The sequence below is a fragment of the Acinetobacter sp. FDAARGOS_494 genome (genome assembly GCF_003812225.1).
Classification (GTDB): Bacteria; Pseudomonadota; Gammaproteobacteria; order Pseudomonadales; family Moraxellaceae; genus Acinetobacter; species Acinetobacter baumannii.
The window spans coordinates 3,320,892-3,345,637 of record NZ_CP033866.1; the positions used below are offsets into that span (position 1 = coordinate 3,320,892).

A 24,746-nucleotide genomic window follows, 5' to 3' on the forward strand; every position below is an offset into this window, starting at 1 on the left:
GTCTTATATATTATTTTTAAAAGTTTATATTATTCAGTATATTAATTTGGTTTATTGATCTGATTAAAATAGGTGATATTAGTTATTAAATAATTATTTAAATGATGTAAAAATAAAAAAAGGCACCTAATTTAAGATACCTTTTTTATTATGCATTTTTTTAACGGCGATTGGCCAAGAAACGGCCTAAACGACCAATTGCTTCACGTAATTCGTTTTCTGCCGGTAAGAAAACAACACGGAAATGGTCTGGTGTTGGCCAGTTAAAACCTGTTCCTTGAACTAATAGTACTTTTTCAGCACGAAGTAAATCTAACATTAACTTTTCATCATCTTCGATTGGGTAAATGTTAGGGTCAAGACGCGGGAAACAATACATTGCGCCTTCTGGTTTAACACAGCTTACACCAGGAATTTCATTTAACATTTCCCATGCGATATTACGCTGTTCATATAAACGTCCACCTGGTCGGATCAAATCATTAATAGACTGATAGCCACCAAGCGCCGTTTGAATTGCATACTGAGCTTGTACGTTTGCACATAAACGCATTGAAGCTAACATATCCAGACCTTCGATATAGTCTGCTGCACGGCTTTTATCGCCTGTGATTGCCATCCAGCCTGAACGGAAACCAGCAATACGATATGCTTTTGATAGTCCATTGAAAGAAATACATAATTGGTCGCCTGCTAAAGAAGCAACAGCAACATGTTCAATGCCATCGTAAACGATTTTGTCGTAAATTTCGTCAGCAAATAAAATCAGGTCATGTTTCTTTGCAAGTGCCACAATTTGCTCAAGCACATGACGTGGATATACCGAACCAGTTGGGTTGTTCGGATTGATAATGACAATACCACGTGTGTTTGAAGTAATTTTACTTTCAATATCGGCAATATCAGGATACCAACTGTTTTCTTCATCACACTTATAATGAATGGCTGTACCGCCCGACAGGTTAACGGCAGCTGTCCATAGCGGATAGTCCGGCATCGGAATGAGCATTTCATCACCATCATCGAGTAGGCCTTGCATAGCCATGACAATGAGTTCAGATACACCATTACCGATATACACGTCATTAACGTGCATATTTAAGATGCCTTTTTGCTGGTAGTACTGGCAGATTGCTTTACGTGCCGGAAAGATACCTTTTGAATCTACATAACCAATTGCATTTGGTAGGTTTAAAGCAACGTCATTAATAATTTCTTGTGGTGCTTCAAAACCAAATGGGGCAGGGTTGCCGATATTCAGCTTAATGATTTTATGTCCTTGCTCTTCCATTTCATTGGCGGCTCGTAATACTGGTCCGCGAATGTCATAACAAACATGCTCAAGCTTCGATGATTTTTTAATTTCTCGGGAAGTTGGCATGGATTGGAGAGTAGCAGTATTTTTAGACATAGCTGGATTCACTTTTGCATATCGGTATAAATAACTTTTAAATGTTTTGACTGTTACCAAATTCAGATCATGTTGATCTTTAAGTAATTCAACAATTTTTTCATGGGTAAAGCCCGATTGCTGATACTGTTTGATAACTGGTAATAGTTGCTGGAAAAGCACACTTTTTTTCTGAGACATGTTTTGTCCTATACAACCGTGCCACACAAGAATAGCACCATCTTTGCTTCCTTAAAAGGAAATAAAATAAAAAATTGCTTTCTTTTGTTTTTGTATTTTGCTTACTTTTTGCTTTCTGTTACTTAGATGTTTAAAATCCAACAAATTTTACGTTCAGAGACTAGTGTTTTTTTGATGAATGGCGTAAATATAAAATACGATTATCAATTTATGTTTACATCAGAATAAAAGGTGCAGGTCATGGGAAAAGTTAATAAAACAGACCGAGAATGGCAAAGAGAGTTATCACCTGAAGAATATCGGATAACGCGACAAAAGGGCACTGAACCAGCATTTACGGGGCAATACTGGAATACTAAGCAACATGGCACATATGTTTGTCGTTGTTGTGGCGCGGAATTGTTTTCGTCAGATGCAAAATACGATAGCGGTTGTGGTTGGCCAAGTTTCTTTCGCCCTCTGAATGGAAGCGTTATTGATGAACATGAAGATTTAACGCATGGTATGGTCAGAACGGAAATTGTTTGTCATGATTGCGAAGCTCATCTTGGGCATGTTTTTGAAGATGGACCACAGCCGACAGGTTTGCGCTACTGTGTGAACTCGGCATCATTACAACTGAAAACACAAGAAAAAAATGATGAGGAAACCTATCCATGAGTAACATTTATCAGTTTGAAGCTGAATTGTTAGAGGGAGATATTAAACAATTCGCTGATTACAAAGGTAAAGTTTTATTAATTGTAAATACTGCAAGTAAATGTGGTTTTACTCCACAGTTTGCGGGCCTCGAAAAACTTTATGAAAAATATAAAGACCAAGGTTTAGAAGTTTTAGGTTTTCCCTGCAATCAGTTTGGTGGGCAAGATCCCGGAAGCAATAAAGAGATAGGTACATTCTGCCAGCGTAACTATGGAGTGAAATTCCCTATGTTTGCCAAAGTAGATGTAAAAGGTCCTGAAGCTCATGTGATCTTTAGATATTTAACCCGTGAAGCAAAAGGAATTTTAGGAAGCAGTACTATTAAATGGAACTTTACCAAGTTTTTAGTGGGTAAAGATGGTTCGGTTTTAAATCGTTATGCGCCAACAACCAAGCCTGAAGCATTGGAAGCTGATATTGAAAAAGCATTAGCGAGTTAATGGGTTCAATGAACGCTATTCCTCAAACTTTCGAGTTTTGGCAAGATCGGCGAATGCCTTATGTGGAAACCCGAAGGTCATGTTTTGGCAGAACATGTTATAAGTCTCATAGCCATCCAACATTTTCAATTGGTGCTATAGATGAGGGGAATAGTGTTTTTCAAAGTTCTTTTGGCACTGCACAAAAGATCTCGGCGGGTACATTAGTCATTGTGCCCGCACATGTTGAGCATTCATGTAATCCTATGCCAAATCAGGCATGGAGTTACCAGATGCTTCATTTAGATCTAGCATGGTTAAATCAACTGTATTCAGAATTTCAAGAGCAAGGTCTTGATTTACATATACCTCAGCATAAGCCGCTCATTATAAAAGACGAATCTTTATATGAAGCTTTTACTGAAATGAATGAGACATTATTTGATGCGCAAAAATTAATTTTTGAAAAAGAGCAGTCTCTTCTCCATTGCCTGATTCATTTGTTATTACCTCATTTTATTTTAGAAGAAATACAAAAGCCTCAATATTTATATAAAGACTTTTTAAACCTGATCGATGTGATTTCTTCCTCAGAGGGTTTTATTTCTTTAGAAGAACTTGCTCAACGAGTAGGTTTAAGCAGATATGCAATCATACGTCTATTCAAAGCAAATGTAGGTTTAACTCCACATGCATTTCAAATTAACTTAAAAATTAATCAGGCTCGAGAGCAGCTCAAACAAGGCGTGCCACTTGCCGAATTGGCTGTAAATTTAGGTTTTAGTGATCAAAGTCATTTCCATAAAGCTTTTAAAGCACATACAGGGGTAACTCCTCGGCAGTTCCAGCTCGCAGCCGCGCAATAATTTACAAGAAATTGTTTAGCTCTATTTCTAAGATTTTCCAGACTGTTTTACAGATGAAGCTGTTATGGAAGTTTTCTTAGTTATTGCATTTACTCATTTTTTAGCACTCTTATCACCGGGTCCAGATTTCTTTCTTATTCTCACTAGTCTTCTACAAAAAGGACGCCGTTATACATATGGTATTGTTCTAGGAATCACTTTAGGAAATGCTTTAATTCTGGCTGGATGCCTGTTTAGTTTTATATTGCTTGGAAATCTAAGTAGTATCTTACTTTTAATATTTAAATGGCTTGGCGCTTTGTATTTGGCTTATTTGAGTTTTCTTTGTTTTAATGCAGCCCGATCTACAGCTCTAAATTTCTCAACCGATGTAAATAATTTAAGTGACCAAGCAGAAGATAAGCACAACAAAATTAAAAGCTTGGTATTAGGTTTGCAATCGAGTCTTTTAAATCCAAAAAATATTATGTTTTATAGTAGCTTAATGCTGCTTATACAAAATAAATTTAGTTTATTTCAAAAACTGCTTATGAGTGTATGGATGGTCGGTGTGGTTTTAATCTGGAATATCTTATTGGTTAAACTGCTGGCCCATGAACGAATTTTAGTCAAAATTAAGCGCTCTGCAACAGGTTTATATTATTGTTCTGCGCTAGCTTTTATTCTTTTTGCTGTGCTTTTGATTACATATAAATAGTGTTATAGCCCAGTTGTACAACCTGAGTAATAGGCTGTACAACTGCTAAGAAGAGGCTTACAGAATCGCTTTTAAACGCTTAACTACTTCTTCACATTGAGCTAAATCTGCCACTAACGCCATACGTACATGGTTAGCTCCAGGGTTACCTTGTTCGGTATCACGAGATAAATAACGGCCCGGTAAGACTTTAATATGTGCTTTTTCCATCAGCATTTTGGCAAAAGTTTCATCATTATCCACTTTTAACCAATAGTAAAAACCAGCATCTGGTTTTTGTAATGGAAGCAAATGACCTAGCTCAGATTGAAATAAGTCAAATTTTGCACGATATTGCTTACGGTTTTCTTCAACATGGCTTTCATCATTCCATGCTGCAATTGAGGCAAGCTGATGTTGTACTGGCATTGCTGCGCCGTGATAGGTGCGGTATTGCAAATATGGCTTTAATAAAGCAGCATCACCCGCTACAAAACCTGAACGCATACCCGGTAAGTTTGAGCGTTTTGAAAGTGAATGAAAAACGATACAGTTTTTGTAGTCATCACGGCCAAGTTCCGCACATACTTCTAATAAACCCGTAGGAGCTTGGTCAAACCAAAGTTCTGAATAGCATTCATCAGATGCAATAACAAAATTATATTGATCAGATAAGGCAATCAGCTTTTTAAATTGTTCTTTAGAAAGCACAGTACCTGTTGGGTTACCCGGTGTACATACAAAAAGAAGGGCTGTCTTTTCCCAAACTTCTGCTGGTACCGCGTCAAAGTCACCTAAATAACCATTTTCTTCTGTGCAATTAATGAAGTATGGCTTTGCACCTGCAAGTAAAGCAGCACCTTCGTAAATTTGATAAAACGGGTTTGGCATTACCACATAAGGTGCATCTTCACGATTAATTAATGCCTGTACAAAAGAGAAAATACCTTCACGTGTACCAGACACAGGTAAAATGTGGTTTTCAGCACTAATGCTGTTGAGCTTAAAGCGCTTAGTTAACCAATCTGCAATGCTTTGGCGAAGCTCAGGTAAGCCTTTGCTGTTTGGATAAGTGGATAGATGGTTAAAGTTATCAATAATAGCCTGTTTAACAAACTCTGGTGCTGGATGCTTCGGTTCGCCAATTGATAGAGGAATCAAGGGAAGGTTCGCTGGGGTAATATCCTTAAAAAGTTGGTTTAACTTTTCAAATGGATACGGGTGTAATAACGACAAGCTAGAGTTCATTAAACAGTTACCAAGTAGTTGAGTTTCAGTGCTGACAAATTTGATTAGATGCTTCATCTAATGCTGCTTTCAGTTTTTCCGAGAAGAGTTTGACCTCTTCGTTATTCAGCGGTTTCCCATCTTTTTTGGTGACAAAGAAAATATCTTCGGCACGTTCACCTAAAGTTGCAATTCGGGCTGAATGGATGTCTAAACCTTGCATCATAAATAAACCACCCACGCGTGCAAGTAGGCCAGGATGATCGAGTGTTGAAATTTCGACCATATTTTGCTGTAAGGCTTCATTCAATGTTACATCGACTGTATTTTCGATATCGAAGTGACGTAATTGACGCGGAATACGGCGTTGCATGAGTCCCGGGTATTGGTCTGGTTGGCTAAGCGCCTTCACTAATGCATTTTTAACGGTTTCTTCACGCTCTGGGTCGGTAAGCAATGTACCGAAACGATCGAGTACAACATAAGTGTCTAAGCTAAATGCGGTACTTGCTGTGATAATTTTTGCGTCCTGAACGTCTAGGTTCATGCGGTCTAAAACAGCAACAGTAGTAGCAAACAGGTTAGGTTGGTCACGTGTATAAATAAAGATTTGCACCGCATCTTGAGCTGCTTTACGGTGAGCACGCAAGAGGACTAATGGCTCTGGATTATCACCATGTTTTAAAATTGCTTGTGTATGCCATGCAATTTCATCTGCCGACTCTTTAATGAAGTATTCATCACCAAGTTCTTGCCATACTTTTTCGACATCAGCCAATGCAAAGTTATTTACCAGTAATTCACTTGCTGCAAATTTGGTGTCTTCAATTAGCATTTGATAATCAACAGGACGACCTAAACCGGTACGGATTACATCACGAGCATGCGTATAAAGCTGACGCATGAGAGAAGCGCGCCATGTGTTCCAAAGTTTTGGATTTGTGGCGTTAATATCTGCAACTGTTAAAGTATAGAGATAATCAAGATGCTCCATGTCGCCAAGTTTTTCTGCAAAATCTTTCACGACATCTGGATCAGAAATATCTTTTTTCTGAGCTGTAAGTGACATGAGCAAATGGTTTTGAATAAGCCATGCAATTAATTTGCATTCACGCTCAGTAAAGCCATGTGCACGTCCAAACTCAATCGCGTCTTCTGCGCCAAGTTCACTATGGTCACCACCACGGCCTTTTGCAATGTCGTGGAATAAAGCAGCAATAAAGACAATATCTTGACGAGCAAGACGTTGGAAAACCGAACTTACCACAGGGAATTCTTTGGCAAATTCAGGTTCTCTAAAACGATTTAAATTACGCAGCAATAATAATGTATGAGCATCAACCGTATAGATATGGAATAGGTCATATTGCATAAGACCCATAATTTGGCCAAAAGCAGGAATATAGTTTCCTAACACACCATAACGTTTCATCGCGACCAAGGTGTCGTATAGTCGATATGGTGAGCGAATAATCGACATAAATAGTGCTTGATGCTCTGGATTATCACGATAACTTTGGTTAATTCGTTTCGCAGCAAGAATAAGTAAGCGTAAAGTCCGAGCGCGAATACCTTCAATATCTGGTCGATTGGCTAAAATATAGAACAACTCTAAAATCGCGCTTGGATGCTCTGCGAATATTTTGTGATGCTGTACGGCAAGTTTATTATCGACAATTTTAAAGTGATCGTTAACAACTTCAATTTTGCGTTCATAGTTGGGGAGTCGAGGAGTAATGACTGACTCACTAAAATACGCCAGCAACATTTCATTGAGTGTTGAAACCTGCTGCGCCGTACGGTAGTAGCGTTTCATGAATTGCTCAACGCCGTAATTTACAGGTTGGCCTTCTTGACGAACGTAACCAAATTTAGCAGCAATTTCTCTTTGATGGTCAAAGAGTAAACGGTTTTCATCACGTTTGGCTAAACGGTGTAAATGATGTCGAATTTCCCAAAGAAAGCTTTCAGCTTCTTCTAAAACAGCCAATTCGAACTCTGAAATGAAACCTAAATGCACTAAGTCATAGATACGGTTCACTCGGAAGTGGCGTTTGGCAATCCAACCAATTTGATTAATGTCACGAATACCGCCCGGTGCATTTTTAATGTCAGGTTCTAAATTACTTTCAGTATTGTTGTGTTGGTGGTAACGCTTGGCTTGTTCGGCCATTTTTGCGTCATAAAATGTTTTGTCTGTCCAGGTCTGTGAAACAATACGGCGAGGCCATTTCGCAAGTTGCGTATTACCCGTGATTAAACGCGCCTCAATTAATGTAGTGGCAACAGTTAAATCGGTAGCGGCTTGTTCAACACAGCTTTGAATGGTACGAACACTAATACCTGGTTTGAAATTTCCTACATCCCATAAAGAGGAAATAAATGTAGAGATACGTTTTTCATTTTCTTCACTGATTTCATCTTCAGACAAAATCATGATATCTACATCAGAATAGGGCAGCATTTCACGGCGCCCGTAACCACCTACTGCAAAAAGACCTAGTTTTGACTGGTCAAGTTCTGCATGTTTCCATAAAAAGACGAGCGCTTCATCTACTAAGTCTGAACGAGCTTTAATGATTTCTCGAATAGATTGCCCATTTTCGTATGAATCTTGCAATTGCTTTTCTACATCCGTTCGCCACTGATTAATGGCTTTAATATCATGATGACTTGAGACATAGTTCAGCAATGGCGATGTATTGATCATGAAAATGGGTCTACCAATAAGTAAAAATTAAAAGTTAGTTTGAACGCTTACTTGATCAGCGGTTTCTTTCGCTAAAGTACGGGCAAGATCAGTATTTTCAGCGCGAGCAGTTGCCACACCCATACGACGACGTTTGAAACCTTCTGGTTTACCAAACAAACGTAAGTCGGTATCTGGATGAGCTAAAGCCACATTCAGATTGCTATAACTTAAATTGTTAGCATCAACTCCAGCATAAATTACCGCACTTGCGGCAACACTGTGACGTGCTGTATTTACAGGTAAGCCTAAAATTGCACGTGCATGTAATTCAAATTCACTTTGAAATTGAGATGCTAAAGTGACGAGGCCTGTATCATGTGGACGAGGTGAAACCTCACTAAACCAAACCTTGTCGCCTTTAATAAACAGTTCTACACCAAAAATACCACAGCCACCAAGTGCTGTAGTCACTTTATTTGCAATGCGTTTGGCTTCCTCGAGTGCTGCAGGAGTCATTGGTTGTGGTTGCCAGCTTTCTACATAGTCGCCTGCATCTTGGCGATGACCAATTGGGTCACAGTAGTGCGTTTCAATTTCACCTGTTTCAGGGTTTTTAGCGCGAACGGTAAGGAGTGTAATTTCAAAGTCAAAATCAATTTGAGATTCAATAATAACAGTGCCTTGGTTAACACGGCCACCTTGCATTGCATATTCCCATGCAGCATCGACTTCATCGAAACTTTTTACACGAGATTGTCCTTTACCAGAAGAAGACATGACCGGTTTTACAAAGTTTGGATAACCAATGTCATCGCAAGCAGCGCGGAAGCTTTCGAGCGTATCAGCAAAACGATAAGCAGATGTTGGTAAACCAAGTTCTTCAGCAGCAAGACGGCGAATACCTTCACGGTTCATGGTCAGGTTTACAGCTTTAGCAGATGGGATGACTGTTGCAGTTTTATTTGCTTCAATTTCCAGTAAAACTTCTGTCGCAATCGCTTCAATTTCTGGAACAATTAAATTTGGTTTAACTTTTTCAATGAGTTGTTTTAATTGGGCTGGATCTGCCATGTTTAGCACATAAGAAAAATGTGCTACTTGCATAGCTGGAGCATGATCATAACGGTCGGCTGCATGTACTTCTACACCAAGGCGTTGTAGGGAAATTACAACTTCTTTGCCAAGCTCTCCTGAACCTAACAATAAAACTTTAAATGCAGAAGATTGAAGTGGGGTACCGAGTGTCACGCTCATGCGAATCATCCTGACAAAATTATTTTTTTAAGCATAGCAGAACTTAGGGTGGAGTTAAGCCTTATCATGCATAAAAAAAGTAATTTTGTCGGACAATTAAAAATGTAGTTTTTAGATATTAACCTGATAGTTTAAAAGCAATTCATCTGCATTTTTACCACGGATGCCCCAATTTTCTTTAGGTGTTTCAAAAATGGTAATTTCAATGTCCTGAGATGCAATTTTGCATTGCTCTTCAATATTGCGAAATAAGGTTTGAATAAGTTGCTTTTTAGTGGCTGGACTGCGGCCTGCAAACATTGAAAGTTCGATGATAATGTAATGCTGGCTTCTGTCAGATGGATAAATAAAATTCTCAGGTTTAAGGCTAATGAAGCGTTGAAATCTTTTCTCGACGGGATACTTCAATTCTTCAATAAGTGCTTGATGGATCGCATGAGAGAGCAGTTCGCGATACTGAATAATGGTTCGTTCATTTGCATAAATTTTAACTTGTGACATTTTTATCTCTAATCGCTAGATGGATTTATCTTTTAATAAATTTCAAAAATGAGTTTTTATGCTAGAAGTTATTATTCTTAATCACTTCTAGCATTTATATATTATATAAGGTTGATCAGTTTATCTATTTATAAAGGTAAATAAGTATAGATAAGGCCATAAACGATTGCGGCAGTTAAAGTTGCTGGTACGATTTTCTTAAATTTAAAATAAAGACCTGCTAAAACTAAAAAACCGATAAGCATTGCTAAACTCTTATTTGGGGTTTCAAGTAAAGGTGGAAGGGTTGCAACCACAAGCATGGCGCTAATTGCAGATATACCAATACTTCCTAAAGCGATTTTTAACCAGATTGAGCCGCGTCTTTGTTGGTTGCCCTGTAGTTTTTGTATTACGAAAAATGGTCCGAAGCGTGAAGCAAAATTAGCGATACCCACAATAATGCCGACCAAAATAATTTCTAGGTTCATATTAAGTTTCAACCTCATCAAATTGTTTCAGCACATAATGTTTAAATAGACCTGCTAAAATGCCTGAAAGAATGCCAATAAAGATAGCCGCTGATAAGTTAATCCAATAACATGCCAAAGCTGAAACCACTAACGATACAGCAACTACAAGGCTATGCTTTCGTTCAAATGCCGCTAATAAAAAACTTAAAAATAAAGCAGGTAATAAGAAGTCTAAAGCTGCTTGTAAAAACTTTGGAAGGTGTGCGACTTGATCTGCAAATAAACCACCTAATAATGAACCACTTGCCCAAGACATCCAGCTAAATAGACTTAAGCCCAACATCCAAGACTCGGACCATTGTTGTCTGCGCTGTGAAAGTTGGATCATACCACTGGCAAAAACTTCGTCCGTTAAACCCCAAGCCCAAACGGCTGTCTTCTTTAAATTTAATTTAGTTGGAATTAAATTATAAAGAGCAGGCCCATAAAGTACATGTCGTATATCAAGTGCAATGACTGTTAAAGCGGTTAACCATATAGAAGAACCACTTGCTAAAAGTGCGACCACTAAAAATTGGCTTGCACCTGCATACATGGAACAAGAAAGAAAAAATGCTTCCCATGGGCTAAAACCAAATTGAGATGCAGAAACGCCAAAGGCAAAAGAAACTGGTAAGTAGGTGAGAACGATGGCTTGACTATCTTTGGCACCTTGCCAAAAAGTTGCTGTTTGAGCAGCCATCTGTTGTTGATTTGACACAATACACCTTGGCAGTAAACCAATTATAAAAACTTGAAAGATTGAGTATTGTAGCCGAATTTAATAGCATAGTGCCGAAATGTTTAATTCGGCAGTTTGATATGTTCAAATCAAAGACTCGTTTAGTTTATATCGCCATCTTGAGTGCGAGCGTATTTATATTGCAAGGTTGTGATAATGGCAATCAGAGCTCAGATAAAAAAGTAGAAATTAAACCAGCGCCGAAACTAACGAATGATGCGACAGTTTATGCAAAAAAGGCATGGACATTAATCAATACTGTTGATCATTTAGTCTATGAAAAACAGCTCAGCCAAATTAATGATAATGTTCGTAAGCCACTACGTCAGCTCAGTACAGACTGGCGTATCAATGTAAAAATGACAGATTCAGTCACTGAAGGAAAATATGCACTTTGCCGTAAAGCTTTAACGAGTCTAGATGTATGGGCGCGCGAAACGCTTGAAAATAATAGTTCGGTTGCTCAAAAACAGGCAGATTATGAGCGCGATAAACAACAGTGTAAGGAAGCCATTGAAAATCCGAATTTAGGAAACACATCTCCTAAATAAAGCCTATACATATAAAAAAGCGAGATGATCAATCTCGCTTTTTTGCTTTAAACGATAATGGGTGAATGATAATTACGGTTTTGTTGCAGCTTTAGCTGTGTTGGCAGTTTTTACAGCATCTTGCTTCATTTGGTGAGTCATTTGGTGTGATTCATGTTGTGCATGAGTCGCACTGGTCATTGCATCATGCTTTTGCATGGTTAAGTCTTTTTTAACTTCCTGTTTAGTTTTAGTTGCCTCTTTCTTTGCTTTTTGAGCTGTAGCTTTTCCATGTACCGCTACACACTTTCCACCTTTGTGATTTGGTCCAGTACCGCCTTGTAGTTGAGTTCCTTTTGGACATGCAAATGCCGAAACACTTAACATAGCCAATACGCCTGCTGTAAGAATTGTTGATAATTTTTTCATGTTAATCAGCGCCTTGTCGAGTATTATTGCTCAGCTTGAGTGTAAGGTGAAAAATTCTGCTTTAAAACATTTATTTTGTGGAAATAGAGTTTGAACAATGTTTTGATTTGCAGTGTTATCTAATTTTTTAATTTAATTTTAAGTTTTTATTATATAGCGGCGTTTCGTACAATTATGAATGAACTTGAGCAATTACTTTTAATTTTTCAATATCTAAAATCTCAATTTTTCTAAAAGCAATTTTAATAATATTTTGTTTTTCAAGTAGGCTCAATTCATGGTTGATCGTCTGCCTAGATGTAGTTAGCATGTTGGCTAATTGCTCTTGAGAAATCTGAATGTGATGATCTTGAATAAGAATATGGTTACCGTATCCTTCTAAAATGAACAGAAGACGTTGTGCAAGCCTTTGAGAAATACTGCGTGTTTGTATCGCAATCTGTTCTAAGAAAACGTACCTGAGTTTTTGGCTAGTTAAACGTGCAAAATAATACCAATAATATGGATGTTCTTTTAGTAGCTCATTTAATGGTTTTGCAGGAATATGTAGAACTGTACTTTTTTTCAAAGCAATCGCATCGTGCGAACGTGGTTCATGGTCAATTAAAGATATTTCACCGAACCACATAATCGGCTCAGCAATTGCAGAAAGTGCTTCATTACCATTTACATCGACATAACCTAAACTAATTGAGCCTTCAAGGACGGTATAAATACCATCAAACTCATCTTGAGCGTGGAAAACATAGCTGTTTTTCTCAAAAGTAATTTGCTTGCCATATTCTAGAATAAACTTTTGGAATGCTTCCGGCAGCACACTAAACCATGTGTTTTCTTTTAATCGGTTAATATAAATAAGATCCAATATCAGCCCATCCATGAAAAAATTCATTACTTTGTCAAATAGCTGACAACTTTAAATTTTCCTTATTTGTACAGTATGGCTATAGTTAGTTGAATAGGGAATAACTTATGTCAAATCTGGAACAGAAACTGAGCCAATATGCGGCTTATCATTTAAATCATCAAAATATTTTGACGCATTTTATAGGCATTCCACTCATCGTGTTTTCAATTTTATGTTTAACAGCGAGGGCAGGAATCGATATTGGTAATTTTAAAGTTACTTTAGCTATGGTACTGATTGCAGTTAGTACGATCTATTATTTATTTCTAGATAAAGTTTTTGGTTTACTCATGCTCATTATCTTGGTTGCTGTGTATCCACTAGCGAGCCAAATTGCTCAATTGTCTTTAGGACATTGGTTGGCTGCAAGTATTGGTTTCTTTGTGGTGGGATGGGCTTTTCAGTTTGTGGGGCATTATTTTGAAAAGAAAAAACCTGCTTTTGTTGATGATGTGATTGGACTCGCGATAGGACCTTTATTTGTATTGGCAGAATTTATATTTATGTTAGGCTTTAGAAAGCCTTTACATGAGCGAATTTTACACGAGGCGCGCAGTAAACGAGAGATGATGGATTTAAGCCATTAAATATAAAAAAGCCCCAATCTAGTGGGGCTTTTTTAAGCTTTAACTTAAACGTTAAAACGGAAATGCATTACATCGCCGTCTTGAACAACGTAAGTTTTACCTTCTAAACGCCATTTACCTGCTTCTTTAGCGCCGTTTTCACCGTTGTATTGTACGAAGTCATCATATGCAACAACTTCAGCACGGATAAAGCCTTTTTCGAAATCAGTATGAATAACACCAGCTGCTTGAGGAGCCGTTGCACCAACTTTTACTGTCCATGCACGAACTTCTTGTACACCAGCAGTGAAATAAGTTTGTAAACCTAAAAGTTTATAGCCTGCACGAATAACTACGTTTAAGCCCGGTTCTTCCATGCCCATTGCTTCTAGGAACTCAGCACGATCTTCATCTTCTAATAATGAAATTTCAGCTTCGATTTGGTTGCAAAGCGGCACAACAATTGCGTTTTCTTCGGCAGCAAGTTTTTTAACAGCTTCTAAATGTGGGTTGTTTTCAAAACCGTCTTCTGCAACGTTTGCAATGTACATGGTTGGTTTCAAAGTCATTAAACCAAAACCACGGATTAATTTGCGTTCGTCATCAGACAAATCAGCCGCGCGAGCTGGTTTACCTTCGTCAAGTAATGGTTGGATTTTTTCTAAAACTGCTTTAGTCGCTACAGCTTCTTTGTCACCGCCTTTAGCAACTTTAGTTAAACGTAAAATTGCTTTAGCAACAGTCTCAAGGTCTGCAAGCGCAAGTTCAGTATTGATAGTTGCGATGTCGTCTAATGGATCAATTTTACCATTAACGTGAATCACGTTTTCGTCTTCGAAACAACGTACCACATGAGCGATTGCATCAGTTTCACGAATGTTAGCAAGGAACTGGTTACCCAAACCTTCACCTTTTGATGCACCAGCAACAAGACCTGCAATGTCCACAAATTCCATAGTGGTCGGCAAAACACGCTGAGGGTTAACAATTGCAGCAAGTTTATCTAAACGTGGATCTGGAACAGGAACAATACCTGTGTTTGGCTCAATGGTACAGAACGGGAAGTTTTCCGCTGCAATCGCTGCTTTAGTTAATGCATTGAAAAGGGTAGATTTCCCTACATTTGGCAGACCAACAATACCGCAATTAAAACCCATGAAAACCACTCACAAATGTGTAAATTAAAAATTGTGGCTGATTTTACATGAAAGCCATGACAAAGTCATGGCTAGAGCAGGGTTCTGTTGTGTTTAAACTTTACGTTTATCGAGTTGCTGGGCTAATGCATCACCAGTCGCTTGTACTAACATGACTAAAACAATCAATACTAAAATAACAGCCAACATAATTTGCATATCAAAACGTTGATAACCATATCGATAAGCAATGTCTCCTAAGCCACCTGCACCAATAGCACCAGCAATCGCAGATGAGTTAATCATTGTCACAATAGTCACTGTAAAGCCTGCCACAATACCCGGCAAAGCTTCTGGTAAAAGTACATGCCAAATAATTTGTTTACGGTTACAACCCATGGCTTGTGCTGCTTCAATTAAGCCTTGATCGACTTCACGTAAGCTGACTTCTGCAATACGGGCAAAAAACGGAATAGCCGCAATCGTTAAGGGAACAACCGCTGCCCATACGCCATAACTTGTACCCACAATCCAGCGAGTAAGCGGAATAAGTGCAACCATTAAAATTAGAAAGGGTACTGAGCGAGTGATATTGATGACCCAACCCAAAGCCTGATTAATCTTTTGCGACGGATGAATGCCATGTTCAGAAGTGCTGACTAAAATAACAGCGATAGGTAAGCCAATTAAAAAGGCAATGAATGCAGATGCGCCTACCATGAGCAAGGTATCTATAGTTCCAGTAATTAATAAATCAATGAGCTGGTCTTGCATAGCCAAGTACCTCAAATTGTGCAATTGCTGTTAATGCATCTTGTTGTATAGATGAAAGATCAATTTCTACGTTAGGAATACCGACTAAAAGTGAGCCAATAATGTGCCCTTGAATGGTATCGACCTGACTTTGATATAAATTGACGGGTGCTTTAAATCTGGCAAGTAGTTCTTGAATATCTGGAACCTGATGTGCTTCAGCCTCATATTTCAGTTTTACAATAATATGAGTCGAATCTTCATCGGGTAGACGGCTGATTTTAAAAGGCAGGGTAATTTGCTCAAGGTTTAATAGTTCTTGAGTAATTTGTTGCTCTGGTCGTGAAAATACCGACCAAACTTGCCCAGCCTCTACAATCTCACCTTGGTCAATCACCACGACTTGATCACAAATTTCTCGAATCACTTGCATTTCATGAGTGATTAATACAATGGTGAGACCAAGTTCCTGATTAATCTTTTTAAGCAAAGCCAAAATAGTGGCAGTACTTTCAGGATCAAGTGCCGAGGTGGCTTCGTCACACAGTAAAATTTCTGGGTGGTGAACAAGTGCACGTGCAATACCAACACGTTGCTTTTGTCCGCCAGAAAGTTGTGATGGATAATAGTTAGATTTATCTGCAAGACCTACGAGAGCCAGAACCTCATTTACGCGTTGGTCGATATCTGCTTTGTTGTAATTGGAAACTTTTAAGGGCAATGCCACATTTTCCCAAACTGTTTTTGCAGACATTAAATTGAAATGTTGAAAAATCATTCCAATCCGTTGACGGGTTTGAATAAGCTCGGAATGGCTCAATTCAGCAATGTTTTGTTGATGAATATGAATGCTGCCAGTATTTACTTGTTCTAAACCATTTAATGTACGAAGTAAGGAAGATTTTCCTGCACCACTTTTACCAATAATGCCTAAAATCTTACCTTGAGGAATATCAAGGTTAATCTCTTTTAAAGCGTGCAGTTTTTGACCTTGAGATTGGTAAAACTTATTTAAACCACGAATTTTGATATGGGGTAGAGAAAAATCAACTTGTGATCCAAAACTCACCATCGTCATTCTCCTTATTTCCAGCCTTGAAACCACATACCTTTACCAAAGTCTTTATCCAGAATGTCTTGTGCTTGTTTTGAGTTCTGGAATGCTTTAACAAAGGTTGCAAGTTTTTGGTTTTTGTCTTGGTAATCGCGACGGGTCACAAACAAAATTGCATATTTTTTATCGATTGGGTCTAAAAATAATGCGCTATGTGGGTCGGTTACCTTTGCCATTTTTAAGTAGTGAGGGAAGCCGAAAATTAAATCGACATCATTATATGCATGTGCGGTTTGAGGGCCTTCAACTTCAACGAAGCTCAGCTGTTTCGGATTAGCAATAATGTCTTGAGTAGTTGAAAGTTCATTATTTATATCTTTAAGCTGAATTAAGCCAGCACGATGCAATAAAATTAAAGCACGGGCTAAATTAACCGGATCATTTGGAATGGCAACACGTGCATTTAAAGGTAAATCTTCAAATGATTTATATTTTTTTGAATATAAACCCACATGACTTCCTGAACCCACACCAAATGCATGTAAGTCATAACCCGTTTCTTTAACAGCATTACGTAGAAATACGCTTTGCTGGAAAAAGTTTGCATCAATATCGCCGTTTTGTACGGCAACATTGGGTGCTCGCCAATCAGAAAATTCAACGAGTTTGACATGAACGCCTTGCTTTTCTACTTCATTGGCAACGCTTTGTAATAGCTCTGCATAAGGCGGGCTAATGCCAATCGTTAAAACATCATCGGCTTGTTTATTTTTAATATAACGGTAACCGACAAGGCCCAGAACTACGATTAAAATCGTAATTCCGAGTAACCAAGGCTTATGCTGTTTGAACTGAATCGCCATAATCTTTCCGTTATTACTTCCAGCCAGGGAACCAAAGTTTTGGCCCAATTTCAGCGTCTAACACAGCTTTAACTTTTGGCGAGTTTTGATAGATCTCAACAAATTTCTTTAATTTGTCGCCCTTATCCTCATAGTCATCACGCACTACAAACAAAATGGCATAACGTTTATTGGTATTGTCATCCAGTAAAAGCGCACTATTAGGGTCTGCTGTTTTTGCTAAGCGCAAGTAATGTGGATAACCAAAAGCCAAGTCAACATCATCAATTGCACGAGCAGTCTGTGGTCCTTCAACCTCAATAAATTGCAAATTTTTAGGGTTTGAAACAACATCTTTGAGTGCAGATAAGTGATTATTTGAATCTTTAAGCGTAATTAACTTAGCTTGTTGTAAAAGAAGTAGGGCACGACCTTGGTTCACCGGATCATTTGGAATGACTACGCGTGCGTTTTGTGGCAATTCATCAAGACTTTTATATTTCTTTGAATAAAGTCCCACATGTGAGGCTGCACCCACTGCAAATGCCTTTAACTTAAAGCCAGTTTCTTTAATTGCGTTGTCTAAGAAAGGTTGATGCTGGAAAAAGTTCGCATCAATATCCCCATGATTTAAAGTAATATTTGGGGTATTCCAGTCAGAAAATTCGACCAGTTTTACATTTAAACCTTGTTTCTTTGCTTCATCGGCAGCAGCTTGTAAAGGTTTTGCAAATGGTGGACTAATGCCAATCACAAGTTCATTTGAGCCACTTTGACGATGTTTATTCCATAAGAACAAAGCAACAAAAAGGACTACAACGACTAAGCCTATGCCTAGCCATTTTTTAGAGGCTGTTTGAGCCATGTCTATCTCCAAATTTAAGCGGTTATTTCTTCAATTTTTGTTAAGTTTTTGCTGTTGTTATAGGGACTACATCGGAACGCTTGAACAGGGTGCTGTTCTGGTAAGTGATCACCCCGATTAAAAATTTTGTTCCGTAGTGAACCCGTTTTATATGCAGTTTTATAGCGACCACGTTGTTGTAGCTCTGGAATGACCAAGCGTATAAAGTCATGGTGAGACTCAGGTGCAACAGTACGTGTCAAATTAAAGCCATCAATATCAGTTTCATCTAAAAGATGAATTAAGTATTCGGCAACTTCTTCGCCACTACCCACGATAAGGGGATAGCGACCGCCTAAAACATGTTGAGCTTTTAAGTCATTTTTTGTGATTTGCTGTTCTTTAAACTTTTCAGTAATTGAAACAATACTGTTACTTTTTTGGTAAGGAATCGCTTCATCGTCAGCAAACTTACTTAAGTCAATGCCTGTTGAACTCGCATAATGCGCTAAGCCTGCTTCAGGACTTGCATACTGACGATATTCATTAAGTTTTTGTACAGCCAGATCATGTGTTTCGGCCACAACAACAGTTATGCCGACAAACACTTTAATATCATTCGCTGAGCGTCCTTGCTGTTCGGCAAGAGTACGAATCTTTTTCACTTGTTCGCGAATTTTTTCGGGTTTGTCACCGCCAATAAATACACATTCAGCATGACGTGTTGCAAACTGCATACCTTTAGGTGAAGCACCTGCTTGAAATAGGGTTGGAGTGCGTTGCACAGAAGGAGATACCTGAAACACACCTTCACTCTGGTAATACTTTCCATGGTGGTGAATGGTATGCACCTTAGATGGATCTGTAAAAACACGCCGTGCTTTATCTTTTTTAACTGCGTCGTTTTCCCATGAACCTTCCCAATATTTATAGCAAAGTTCTAAAAACTCTTCAGCTTGCTCATAGCGGGCATCGTGGTCTTTTAAACCTTTTTGACCAATTAAGCGTTCGGCACTATCTAGATAACCCGTCACGATATTCCAGCCAATACGACCTTGAGTTAAATGGTCAAGACTCGCAAAGCGGCGAGCAAATTGATATGGATGCTCATAGCTTAAGTTCACAGTGACCCCAAAACTTAAGTTTTGAGTGACTGCCGCCATTGCTGAAATAAGTGTAGACGGGTCATGGCTCGGAAGCTGAATGGACTCTTTTAAAGTGAGGTCTATACCGTTTTGATAGACGTCATACACACCTGTAATATCAGCGATAAACAAACCATCAAATAAACCATTTTCTAAAGTTTTGGCCTGTTCTGTCCAATAGCTCAATTCGTTAAAACGGTGTGATTCATCACGTGGATGTGTCCATAAGCCATGATTGATATGTCCAACACAGTTCATGTCAAAGGCGTTTAATAAAATCTCTTTCGCTTTAAAGTCTGCCATTACAATGTCCCCCGACGAGGTGGTAGAACACCGTTAAGAACGTAGTTCCCAATAAAGTAATATTTCCATCGCGCAGCATCATGTAAGGTATGTACTCGCGCATTACGCCAGAAACGGTCTAGGCCATCTTGAGACTGACTACCACGGCTACCAGCAAGTTCAATCAGCTTAGACGATGCTTTGAGTGCGATATCGGTACTATGAGCACGTACTTTAGCCACATCAATGGATGCTTTAGCAATGCTTTCAGGTGAGGTTTCAATTTTTGCGGCATCAATTGATTGAGCTGCCTGTTTTAATAGGACTTCACTAGCTCGTACATCTACCGCAATGCGTCCTAATTCATAAATCGTTAAAGGATCTTGGTTTGCAGTTTCTACATTTGAATCAATCCATGGGCGAGCTTGATGTACTCTTTGCAAGCTTTCTTCAAAGGCTGCACGTGCAATGCCTACCTCAATCGATGCATGCATGATTTGAGCAAAAGGACCGACTAAGGTTGGTTGTAAAAATGCTGTATCAAAAGGAATAACATCATCTGCATCGACAAAAACCTGATCAAATTTAACTGTACCGCTGCCTGTGGTTTTTTGCCCAAAGCCAGACCAGTCATCTACAAGTTTTAATCCTTGTGAACCACTTTTTACAAATGCCAGATACTCACGTCCTGCATCGTCTAAAACTAAGGTTGGGATACGGTGAGCAAATAAACTTCCTGTGCAGTAAAACTTTTCACCCTGAATAAGATAGCCATTTTCATGCGGACGAATGTTAGTTTGTTTATGGGTTGAAGTTTTAGTTTTAAACTCAGCAAGTGCATTACCAAAGCGGGTGCCATTTAACACTTCGCCGTATAAACGTTGTTTCTGAGTTTCTGTACCTGTATTGCGTAACACTTCTAATGCATAGAAGTGGTTTTGTGGAATTTGTCCGATTGAACCGTCTGCACCACTTAAAAGCGCAATTACTTGAGCAACTGTATGGCTTGAAACTTCGGCACCACCATATTGCTTTGGTACTGTAATTGCCCAAAGCCCAGACTGGCTTAATGCATCAATTTCGGTATACGGTAAAATTCGCTTAGCGTCTCGCTCAACTGCGGTTTTTTTAAATTGTTCGGCAAATTGTTTGGCAATTTCTAAAGCTTCCGCATCATTTTGAATAATATGTGCTTGGCCTGATGCCGATGTTTGTTTGGTTTGAACCGATTGATATGAAGTCATGACAATTGCTCCTTAAATCCAGGCATGGCGGGCAGGGAAATGACCATTAAGGTAATAATTGCCAATGGCATGTAATTTCCAGCGAACAGGATCGTGTAAGGTATGTACACGGGCATTTCGCCAATGTTGATCTAAATTGTGTTGGCTTAAGCTTGAACGGCTACCACCTAGCTCTAGTAGTTTTTCAGAGATCTGTAGAGCCGCATCATTGGCATAGACTTTTGCTTCTGCGACCAAAATTGAAGCTTTTGCTACTTGTTCGTCAGTCACTGTTTGAAGTTGATCAAGTTCATCTAAATATTCAGCAGCTTCATCAAGCAGTAAAATTGCTGCGTCGAGTAAAATATTTAACTTACCCACCTCTTGTAGGGTGTAATGTTCAAAGCTGGCTTTTTCAACATTTGCATCAATAATTGGGCGCGCTTTGTGTATGGTCGATAAAGTATCTTCAAAAGCAGCTTCCGCAATACCGACATCAATTGCCACTTGTAATAACTGCGAATACGCACCGCGATAGGTTGGAACTTGTGTTAATAATCGCTCATCAAAAATAAGTTCAGGATTAACTTCAACTCGATTTAATTTAACCGTACCACTCGCTGTAGTACGCTGACCAAACCCATTCCAGTCATTAATAACTTCAATGCCTTGAGCATCTCGGTTAACAATCACTAAAACGACATGGCCTTCTGGATGAATCGCTTTAATTGCAAGCCAATGCGCAAAACTTGTTCCCGTCGAATAAAATTTTTCGCCGTTTAAAATATATTTGCCGTTTTCAATAGTAAGAGTAGTTTTTAAGGTTTTTGAGTCATGGGTATTTCGTTCGGGACCACCGTTGGCAAGACGTTTACCGGCTAATATTTCTGAAAAGATAAATTGTTTTTGTTGTTCTGTACCCATGATTTCAATCAGGTTTAACAGGCTAATCTGATTTTGTGGAATCTGACCAACATTTGCGTCGCCTTTACTCAAAATACGGAAAACTTGAGCCAAAGTTTTATTGGAAACAAAAGCACCGCCGTATTTTTTTGCAATGCGAATTCCGCCTAAGCCTTTTTGGCTAAAGCTTTCGATTTGCTCTTGCGGTAATAAGCGTTGTTGATCACGTGTATTACGACCCTCTAAAGCAAAATCAGCCACTTGATAAGCAGCATTAATTGCTTGTTGATCATTTTGAATGACTTGGACGTATGCCGTCGTTTTAGATAGAGAATTAGACATAATGACACCTTGTATTGCTGTCATTACCTTACAAAAGAAATATTTTTCCACTAAACGAGGACTTATGCTCAGCTTATGAATAAAAATGCAAAGCACTTTTTTTGATTTTTAATAGATAAATATAGATATAGAAATATATTAAAAATCAATAAATTATAATTTTTATTTGTAAAATGAATAACTAAAAAGTTTTTAATATGAAAAAGAGCTATAAGTACGGTAAAAAAAGATATAAAAAATATAGACCTAACTGTCAGTGAAAAATGAGCACAATATCCATTGTTTTCATTAAAAATAGCTTCTAAAGTATCTACTTACCGAAGACGATTTTTGTACGAATAGTCAAATAAAAATAAACGTGGAGATTTTATGCGGGTTTTGTATCAGTTTCCTTTGTCTCATTATTGTGAAAAAGCTCGCTGGTTGTTAGACCATAAAGAACTTGATTACGTTGCACATAATTTGATTCCTGGATTTCACCGTGCTTTTGCACAACTTAAAACAGGTCAAAATTTGTTGCCGATTTTAAAAGATGACCATCGCTGGATTGCTGAGTCGACTAAAATTGCGCTTTATCTGGATGATACTTATCCGGAACATGCACTTTTACGCCGTGATGAACAACTTAGACAGCAAACTCTTAAAATTGATAGTTTGGCAGATGAACTTGGGGTGCATGTACGTCGTTGGGCACTTGCTCATACTTTAGCTCAAGGTGATCATGCTCTAGAGATTATGATGGGTGAACAAGGCTACTTACGACAGTTTGAGAAAATATCAAAACCGTTTCTCAAGACTCTAGTCAAGAAGAACTATAAGCTTGAAGAAGAGCTCGTAAGTCAGTCAAAAGGACGCATGGATGAACTTATTAATGAGTTAAACCACTATTTAATTGAAAACCAAGCACGTTATATGGTTGGTGACCGCTTAAGCCTCGCTGATATTTCAGTATGTTCTATGCTTGCACCTTTATTAGAAATAAAAGGTACACCATGGGAAAGGGAAGAAGATGGGGAAGTATCGCCCGATTGGAGTAATTATCAGAAATATTTACTTGATTTGCCGCTTGGACAGTACGTTTTAAGAATATATCAAACTGAACGTAATGCACGCGTTGATTGGCGAGGAATTTAAATTTTAGTTTTTAAAAAAGCTCCGATAAAATCGGGGCTTTTTTATTTTTTAACTTTAAAGATACTTAAAAAATATTACTATCAATTTTATAAATGATTTTTAATAAAACATTTATGTATATTATTTTGATGCTTAATTTAATATTTATTACTGTTTATTCAACTTAAGTATAAGCTACTAATAAATTTGATCTTTTATTTTTGGGATAAAAGTTACTTTTGCTAAAAACAGTTTTTAGAAAAATTTAAGCCACTTTATTGTGCATGTGTTTACATTGTAATCAATAATTGCCACATTTAAGTGTAAATAGATGAGCTTAATAATAGACAGAAGATTAAAACATAGATTAAAGTAGAAACATGTGAGCAGTTTTAAAGGTATTAATTCTGCGAAACAGATAAATAATAAGTGAAGCAAATGGACGTGTCCTACTTGGAAAAGTTGGCTCGATAATTGCAATTTAATAATAAATCACTCTATTTCTCTATATGAATGATTCTGTAGACAAATAGAGGGAATGATCATCAAGGAGTTCTTATGAAACGTTCTGCAACCTCTCTCATTGTTTCAACAGTTATGCTTTGTACGGTTGGTGCTACTTCTCAAATTCAGGCAGCAGATACATTAGCTAAAATTAAAAGTACTGGGAAAATCGTTATTGGCCATCGAGAATCGTCTGACCCGATTTCATATGTTGTTGCAGGTAAACCAGTAGGTTATGCAGTCGACATTTGTAACCAGTTTGCAAATGATATTAAAAAAGAATTGAAAATGCCTGGTTTAAAAGTTGAATACAAGGCAGTAACTTCATCAACACGTATTCCTGAGCTTTTAGCGGGCAATATTGATATGGAATGTGGTACCACCACAAACTCTAAACAGCGTCAGCAACAAGTGGGTTTCTCAACTAACTACTATGCAACAGAAGTACGCATGGCTGTTAAAGCAAACTCTGGTATTAAAAGTTTGGCAGACTTAAATGGTAAAGCAGTTGTTACTACTCAAGGTACTACATCTGACAAGTACATTAAGATGAATGAAAAAGGCCAAGCAATTAATGTACAAAATATTTATGGTAAAGACCATGCTGACTCTTTTGCCATGATGGCATCTGGACGCGCTGCTGCATTTGTAATGGATGATAATATTTTAGCAGGCTTAATTGCTAAGTCTTCTACACCTAAAGCATTTGCAATTGTTGGTCCAGTACTTTCATCAGAACCTTATGGCATTATGATTGCAAAAGATGATCCAAAATTTAAAGCAATTGCTGACCGTACTGTAAATAACTTATGGAAAACTGGTCAAATGGATGCTTTATATAAAAAATGGTTCTTATCGCCAATTCCACCGAAAAATACTAATTTGAACATGCAACAAAGTTCATCTTATAAAAAACTCAAAGCTCACCCAACAGATGCAGGAATCTAACTGGATCTTTTTGTCCTAAATTTACTTGTGCAGGTGTAAAAATTCATTTGCACAAGTGGTCTAT

Annotated in this window: 25 protein-coding genes; 8 read left to right on the forward strand and 17 right to left on the reverse strand. The window is 38.1% G+C overall.

Annotated features, from left to right (window positions below; translation table 11 throughout):
* Window positions 1–160 precede the first annotated feature (160 nt).
* Window positions 161–1,591, reverse strand: coding sequence for a pyridoxal phosphate-dependent aminotransferase (locus EG365_RS16195; protein WP_000078703.1), 1,431 nt, complete (start codon window positions 1,589–1,591; stop codon window positions 161–163).
* A 240-nt stretch (window positions 1,592–1,831) separates the two neighbouring features.
* On the opposite strand from EG365_RS16195, the gene msrB reads away from it, so the two are divergent.
* The 4 genes from msrB to EG365_RS16215 all read left to right on the forward strand — a co-directional run bounded on the left by msrB (window position 1,832) and on the right by EG365_RS16215 (window position 4,275).
* The gene (gene msrB / locus EG365_RS16200; protein WP_000521160.1) at window positions 1,832–2,251 is read left to right on the forward strand and encodes a peptide-methionine (R)-S-oxide reductase MsrB; all 420 of its coding nucleotides are present in this window, start codon (window positions 1,832–1,834) and stop codon (window positions 2,249–2,251) included.
* Complete coding sequence (locus tag EG365_RS16205; protein ID WP_000066032.1) at window positions 2,248–2,733, forward strand: glutathione peroxidase; 486 nt, start codon at window positions 2,248–2,250, stop codon at window positions 2,731–2,733. Before msrB ends, EG365_RS16205 begins: the two co-directional genes overlap by 4 nt.
* The gene (locus EG365_RS16210; protein WP_000535310.1) at window positions 2,733–3,578 is read left to right on the forward strand and encodes an AraC family transcriptional regulator; all 846 of its coding nucleotides are present in this window, start codon (window positions 2,733–2,735) and stop codon (window positions 3,576–3,578) included. The genes EG365_RS16205 and EG365_RS16210 overlap by 1 nt, the downstream gene beginning before the upstream one ends.
* Before the next feature lie 64 nt (window positions 3,579–3,642).
* Complete coding sequence (locus EG365_RS16215; protein ID WP_000451663.1) at window positions 3,643–4,275, forward strand: LysE family translocator; 633 nt, start codon at window positions 3,643–3,645, stop codon at window positions 4,273–4,275.
* 57 nt (window positions 4,276–4,332) lie between these two features.
* Here the strand turns inward: EG365_RS16215 and dapC are convergent, their stop codons facing one another.
* The 6 genes from dapC to EG365_RS16245 all read right to left on the reverse strand — a co-directional run bounded on the left by dapC (window position 4,333) and on the right by EG365_RS16245 (window position 11,122).
* A complete protein-coding gene (gene dapC, locus EG365_RS16220) occupies window positions 4,333–5,502 on the reverse strand; it encodes a succinyldiaminopimelate transaminase (RefSeq protein ID WP_001983957.1) in 1,170 nt (389 codons plus the stop codon).
* A gap of 25 nt (window positions 5,503–5,527) precedes the next feature.
* Window positions 5,528–8,191 carry a [protein-PII] uridylyltransferase gene (gene glnD, locus EG365_RS16225; protein ID WP_000611178.1) on the reverse strand — a complete coding sequence of 888 codons (2,664 nt, stop codon included), beginning with the start codon at window positions 8,189–8,191 and terminating at the stop codon, window positions 5,528–5,530.
* A 27-nt stretch (window positions 8,192–8,218) separates the two neighbouring features.
* Entirely contained in the window at window positions 8,219–9,436 is a 1,218-nt protein-coding gene (purT, locus tag EG365_RS16230; RefSeq protein ID WP_002000338.1) for a formate-dependent phosphoribosylglycinamide formyltransferase, read from the reverse strand.
* A gap of 102 nt (window positions 9,437–9,538) precedes the next feature.
* Window positions 9,539–9,928, reverse strand: coding sequence for a tautomerase family protein (locus EG365_RS16235; protein WP_000084510.1), 390 nt, complete (start codon window positions 9,926–9,928; stop codon window positions 9,539–9,541).
* 128 nt (window positions 9,929–10,056) lie between these two features.
* A complete protein-coding gene (ygaH, locus tag EG365_RS16240; protein WP_001047279.1) occupies window positions 10,057–10,398 on the reverse strand; it encodes an L-valine transporter subunit YgaH in 342 nt (113 codons plus the stop codon).
* A 1-nt stretch (window position 10,399) separates the two neighbouring features.
* Complete coding sequence (locus EG365_RS16245; protein WP_000741226.1) at window positions 10,400–11,122, reverse strand: AzlC family ABC transporter permease; 723 nt, start codon at window positions 11,120–11,122, stop codon at window positions 10,400–10,402.
* Window positions 11,123–11,241: 119 nt separating this feature from the next.
* On the opposite strand from EG365_RS16245, the gene EG365_RS16250 reads away from it, so the two are divergent.
* Window positions 11,242–11,712 (forward strand): hypothetical protein, encoded by a 471-nt coding sequence (locus EG365_RS16250; protein ID WP_000477056.1) that lies wholly within the window; start codon window positions 11,242–11,244, stop codon window positions 11,710–11,712.
* A gap of 72 nt (window positions 11,713–11,784) precedes the next feature.
* On the opposite strand, the gene EG365_RS16255 is transcribed toward EG365_RS16250, so the two are convergent.
* A complete protein-coding gene (locus tag EG365_RS16255) occupies window positions 11,785–12,120 on the reverse strand; it encodes a hypothetical protein (protein WP_000736695.1) in 336 nt (111 codons plus the stop codon).
* A 172-nt stretch (window positions 12,121–12,292) separates the two neighbouring features.
* The gene (locus EG365_RS16260; protein ID WP_000348840.1) at window positions 12,293–13,000 is read right to left on the reverse strand and encodes a Crp/Fnr family transcriptional regulator; all 708 of its coding nucleotides are present in this window, start codon (window positions 12,998–13,000) and stop codon (window positions 12,293–12,295) included.
* A gap of 92 nt (window positions 13,001–13,092) precedes the next feature.
* Here EG365_RS16260 and EG365_RS16265 point away from each other — a divergent pair, with 92 nt between their 5' ends.
* On the forward strand, window positions 13,093–13,614 hold the full coding sequence (locus tag EG365_RS16265; RefSeq protein WP_000067187.1) for a DUF962 domain-containing protein: 522 nt from the start codon (window positions 13,093–13,095) through the stop codon (window positions 13,612–13,614).
* Window positions 13,615–13,658: 44 nt separating this feature from the next.
* On the opposite strand, the gene ychF is transcribed toward EG365_RS16265, so the two are convergent.
* The 8 genes from ychF to EG365_RS16305 form a co-directional block, all read right to left on the reverse strand.
* The gene (ychF, locus tag EG365_RS16270) at window positions 13,659–14,750 is read right to left on the reverse strand and encodes a redox-regulated ATPase YchF (protein ID WP_000506572.1); all 1,092 of its coding nucleotides are present in this window, start codon (window positions 14,748–14,750) and stop codon (window positions 13,659–13,661) included.
* A 93-nt stretch (window positions 14,751–14,843) separates the two neighbouring features.
* Entirely contained in the window at window positions 14,844–15,503 is a 660-nt protein-coding gene (locus tag EG365_RS16275) for a methionine ABC transporter permease (protein ID WP_001153955.1), read from the reverse strand.
* Window positions 15,484–16,560: a methionine ABC transporter ATP-binding protein gene (locus EG365_RS16280; protein ID WP_001986595.1), complete on the reverse strand. Its 1,077-nt coding sequence runs from the start codon at window positions 16,558–16,560 to the stop codon at window positions 15,484–15,486. The genes EG365_RS16275 and EG365_RS16280 overlap by 20 nt, the downstream gene beginning before the upstream one ends.
* A 5-nt stretch (window positions 16,561–16,565) precedes the next feature.
* Window positions 16,566–17,399 carry a MetQ/NlpA family ABC transporter substrate-binding protein gene (locus tag EG365_RS16285; RefSeq protein WP_001007359.1) on the reverse strand — a complete coding sequence of 278 codons (834 nt, stop codon included), beginning with the start codon at window positions 17,397–17,399 and terminating at the stop codon, window positions 16,566–16,568.
* 13 nt (window positions 17,400–17,412) lie between these two features.
* Window positions 17,413–18,243, reverse strand: a complete 831-nt coding sequence (locus EG365_RS16290; RefSeq protein WP_000079412.1) for a MetQ/NlpA family ABC transporter substrate-binding protein — start codon at window positions 18,241–18,243, stop codon at window positions 17,413–17,415.
* Between the two features lie 14 nt (window positions 18,244–18,257).
* The gene (locus tag EG365_RS16295) at window positions 18,258–19,670 is read right to left on the reverse strand and encodes an LLM class flavin-dependent oxidoreductase (RefSeq protein WP_000753083.1); all 1,413 of its coding nucleotides are present in this window, start codon (window positions 19,668–19,670) and stop codon (window positions 18,258–18,260) included.
* Complete coding sequence (locus EG365_RS16300; protein WP_000205204.1) at window positions 19,670–20,893, reverse strand: SfnB family sulfur acquisition oxidoreductase; 1,224 nt, start codon at window positions 20,891–20,893, stop codon at window positions 19,670–19,672. Before EG365_RS16300 ends, EG365_RS16295 begins: the two co-directional genes overlap by 1 nt.
* A gap of 12 nt (window positions 20,894–20,905) precedes the next feature.
* Window positions 20,906–22,141, reverse strand: a complete 1,236-nt coding sequence (locus EG365_RS16305; protein WP_000125339.1) for an SfnB family sulfur acquisition oxidoreductase — start codon at window positions 22,139–22,141, stop codon at window positions 20,906–20,908.
* 345 nt (window positions 22,142–22,486) lie between these two features.
* Here EG365_RS16305 and EG365_RS16310 point away from each other — a divergent pair, with 345 nt between their 5' ends.
* Window positions 22,487–23,251, forward strand: coding sequence for a glutathione S-transferase family protein (locus tag EG365_RS16310; RefSeq protein ID WP_001265503.1), 765 nt, complete (start codon window positions 22,487–22,489; stop codon window positions 23,249–23,251).
* Between the two features lie 537 nt (window positions 23,252–23,788).
* Complete coding sequence (locus tag EG365_RS16315) at window positions 23,789–24,682, forward strand: amino acid ABC transporter substrate-binding protein (RefSeq protein WP_000830363.1); 894 nt, start codon at window positions 23,789–23,791, stop codon at window positions 24,680–24,682.
* Window positions 24,683–24,746: the final 64 nt, after the last annotated feature.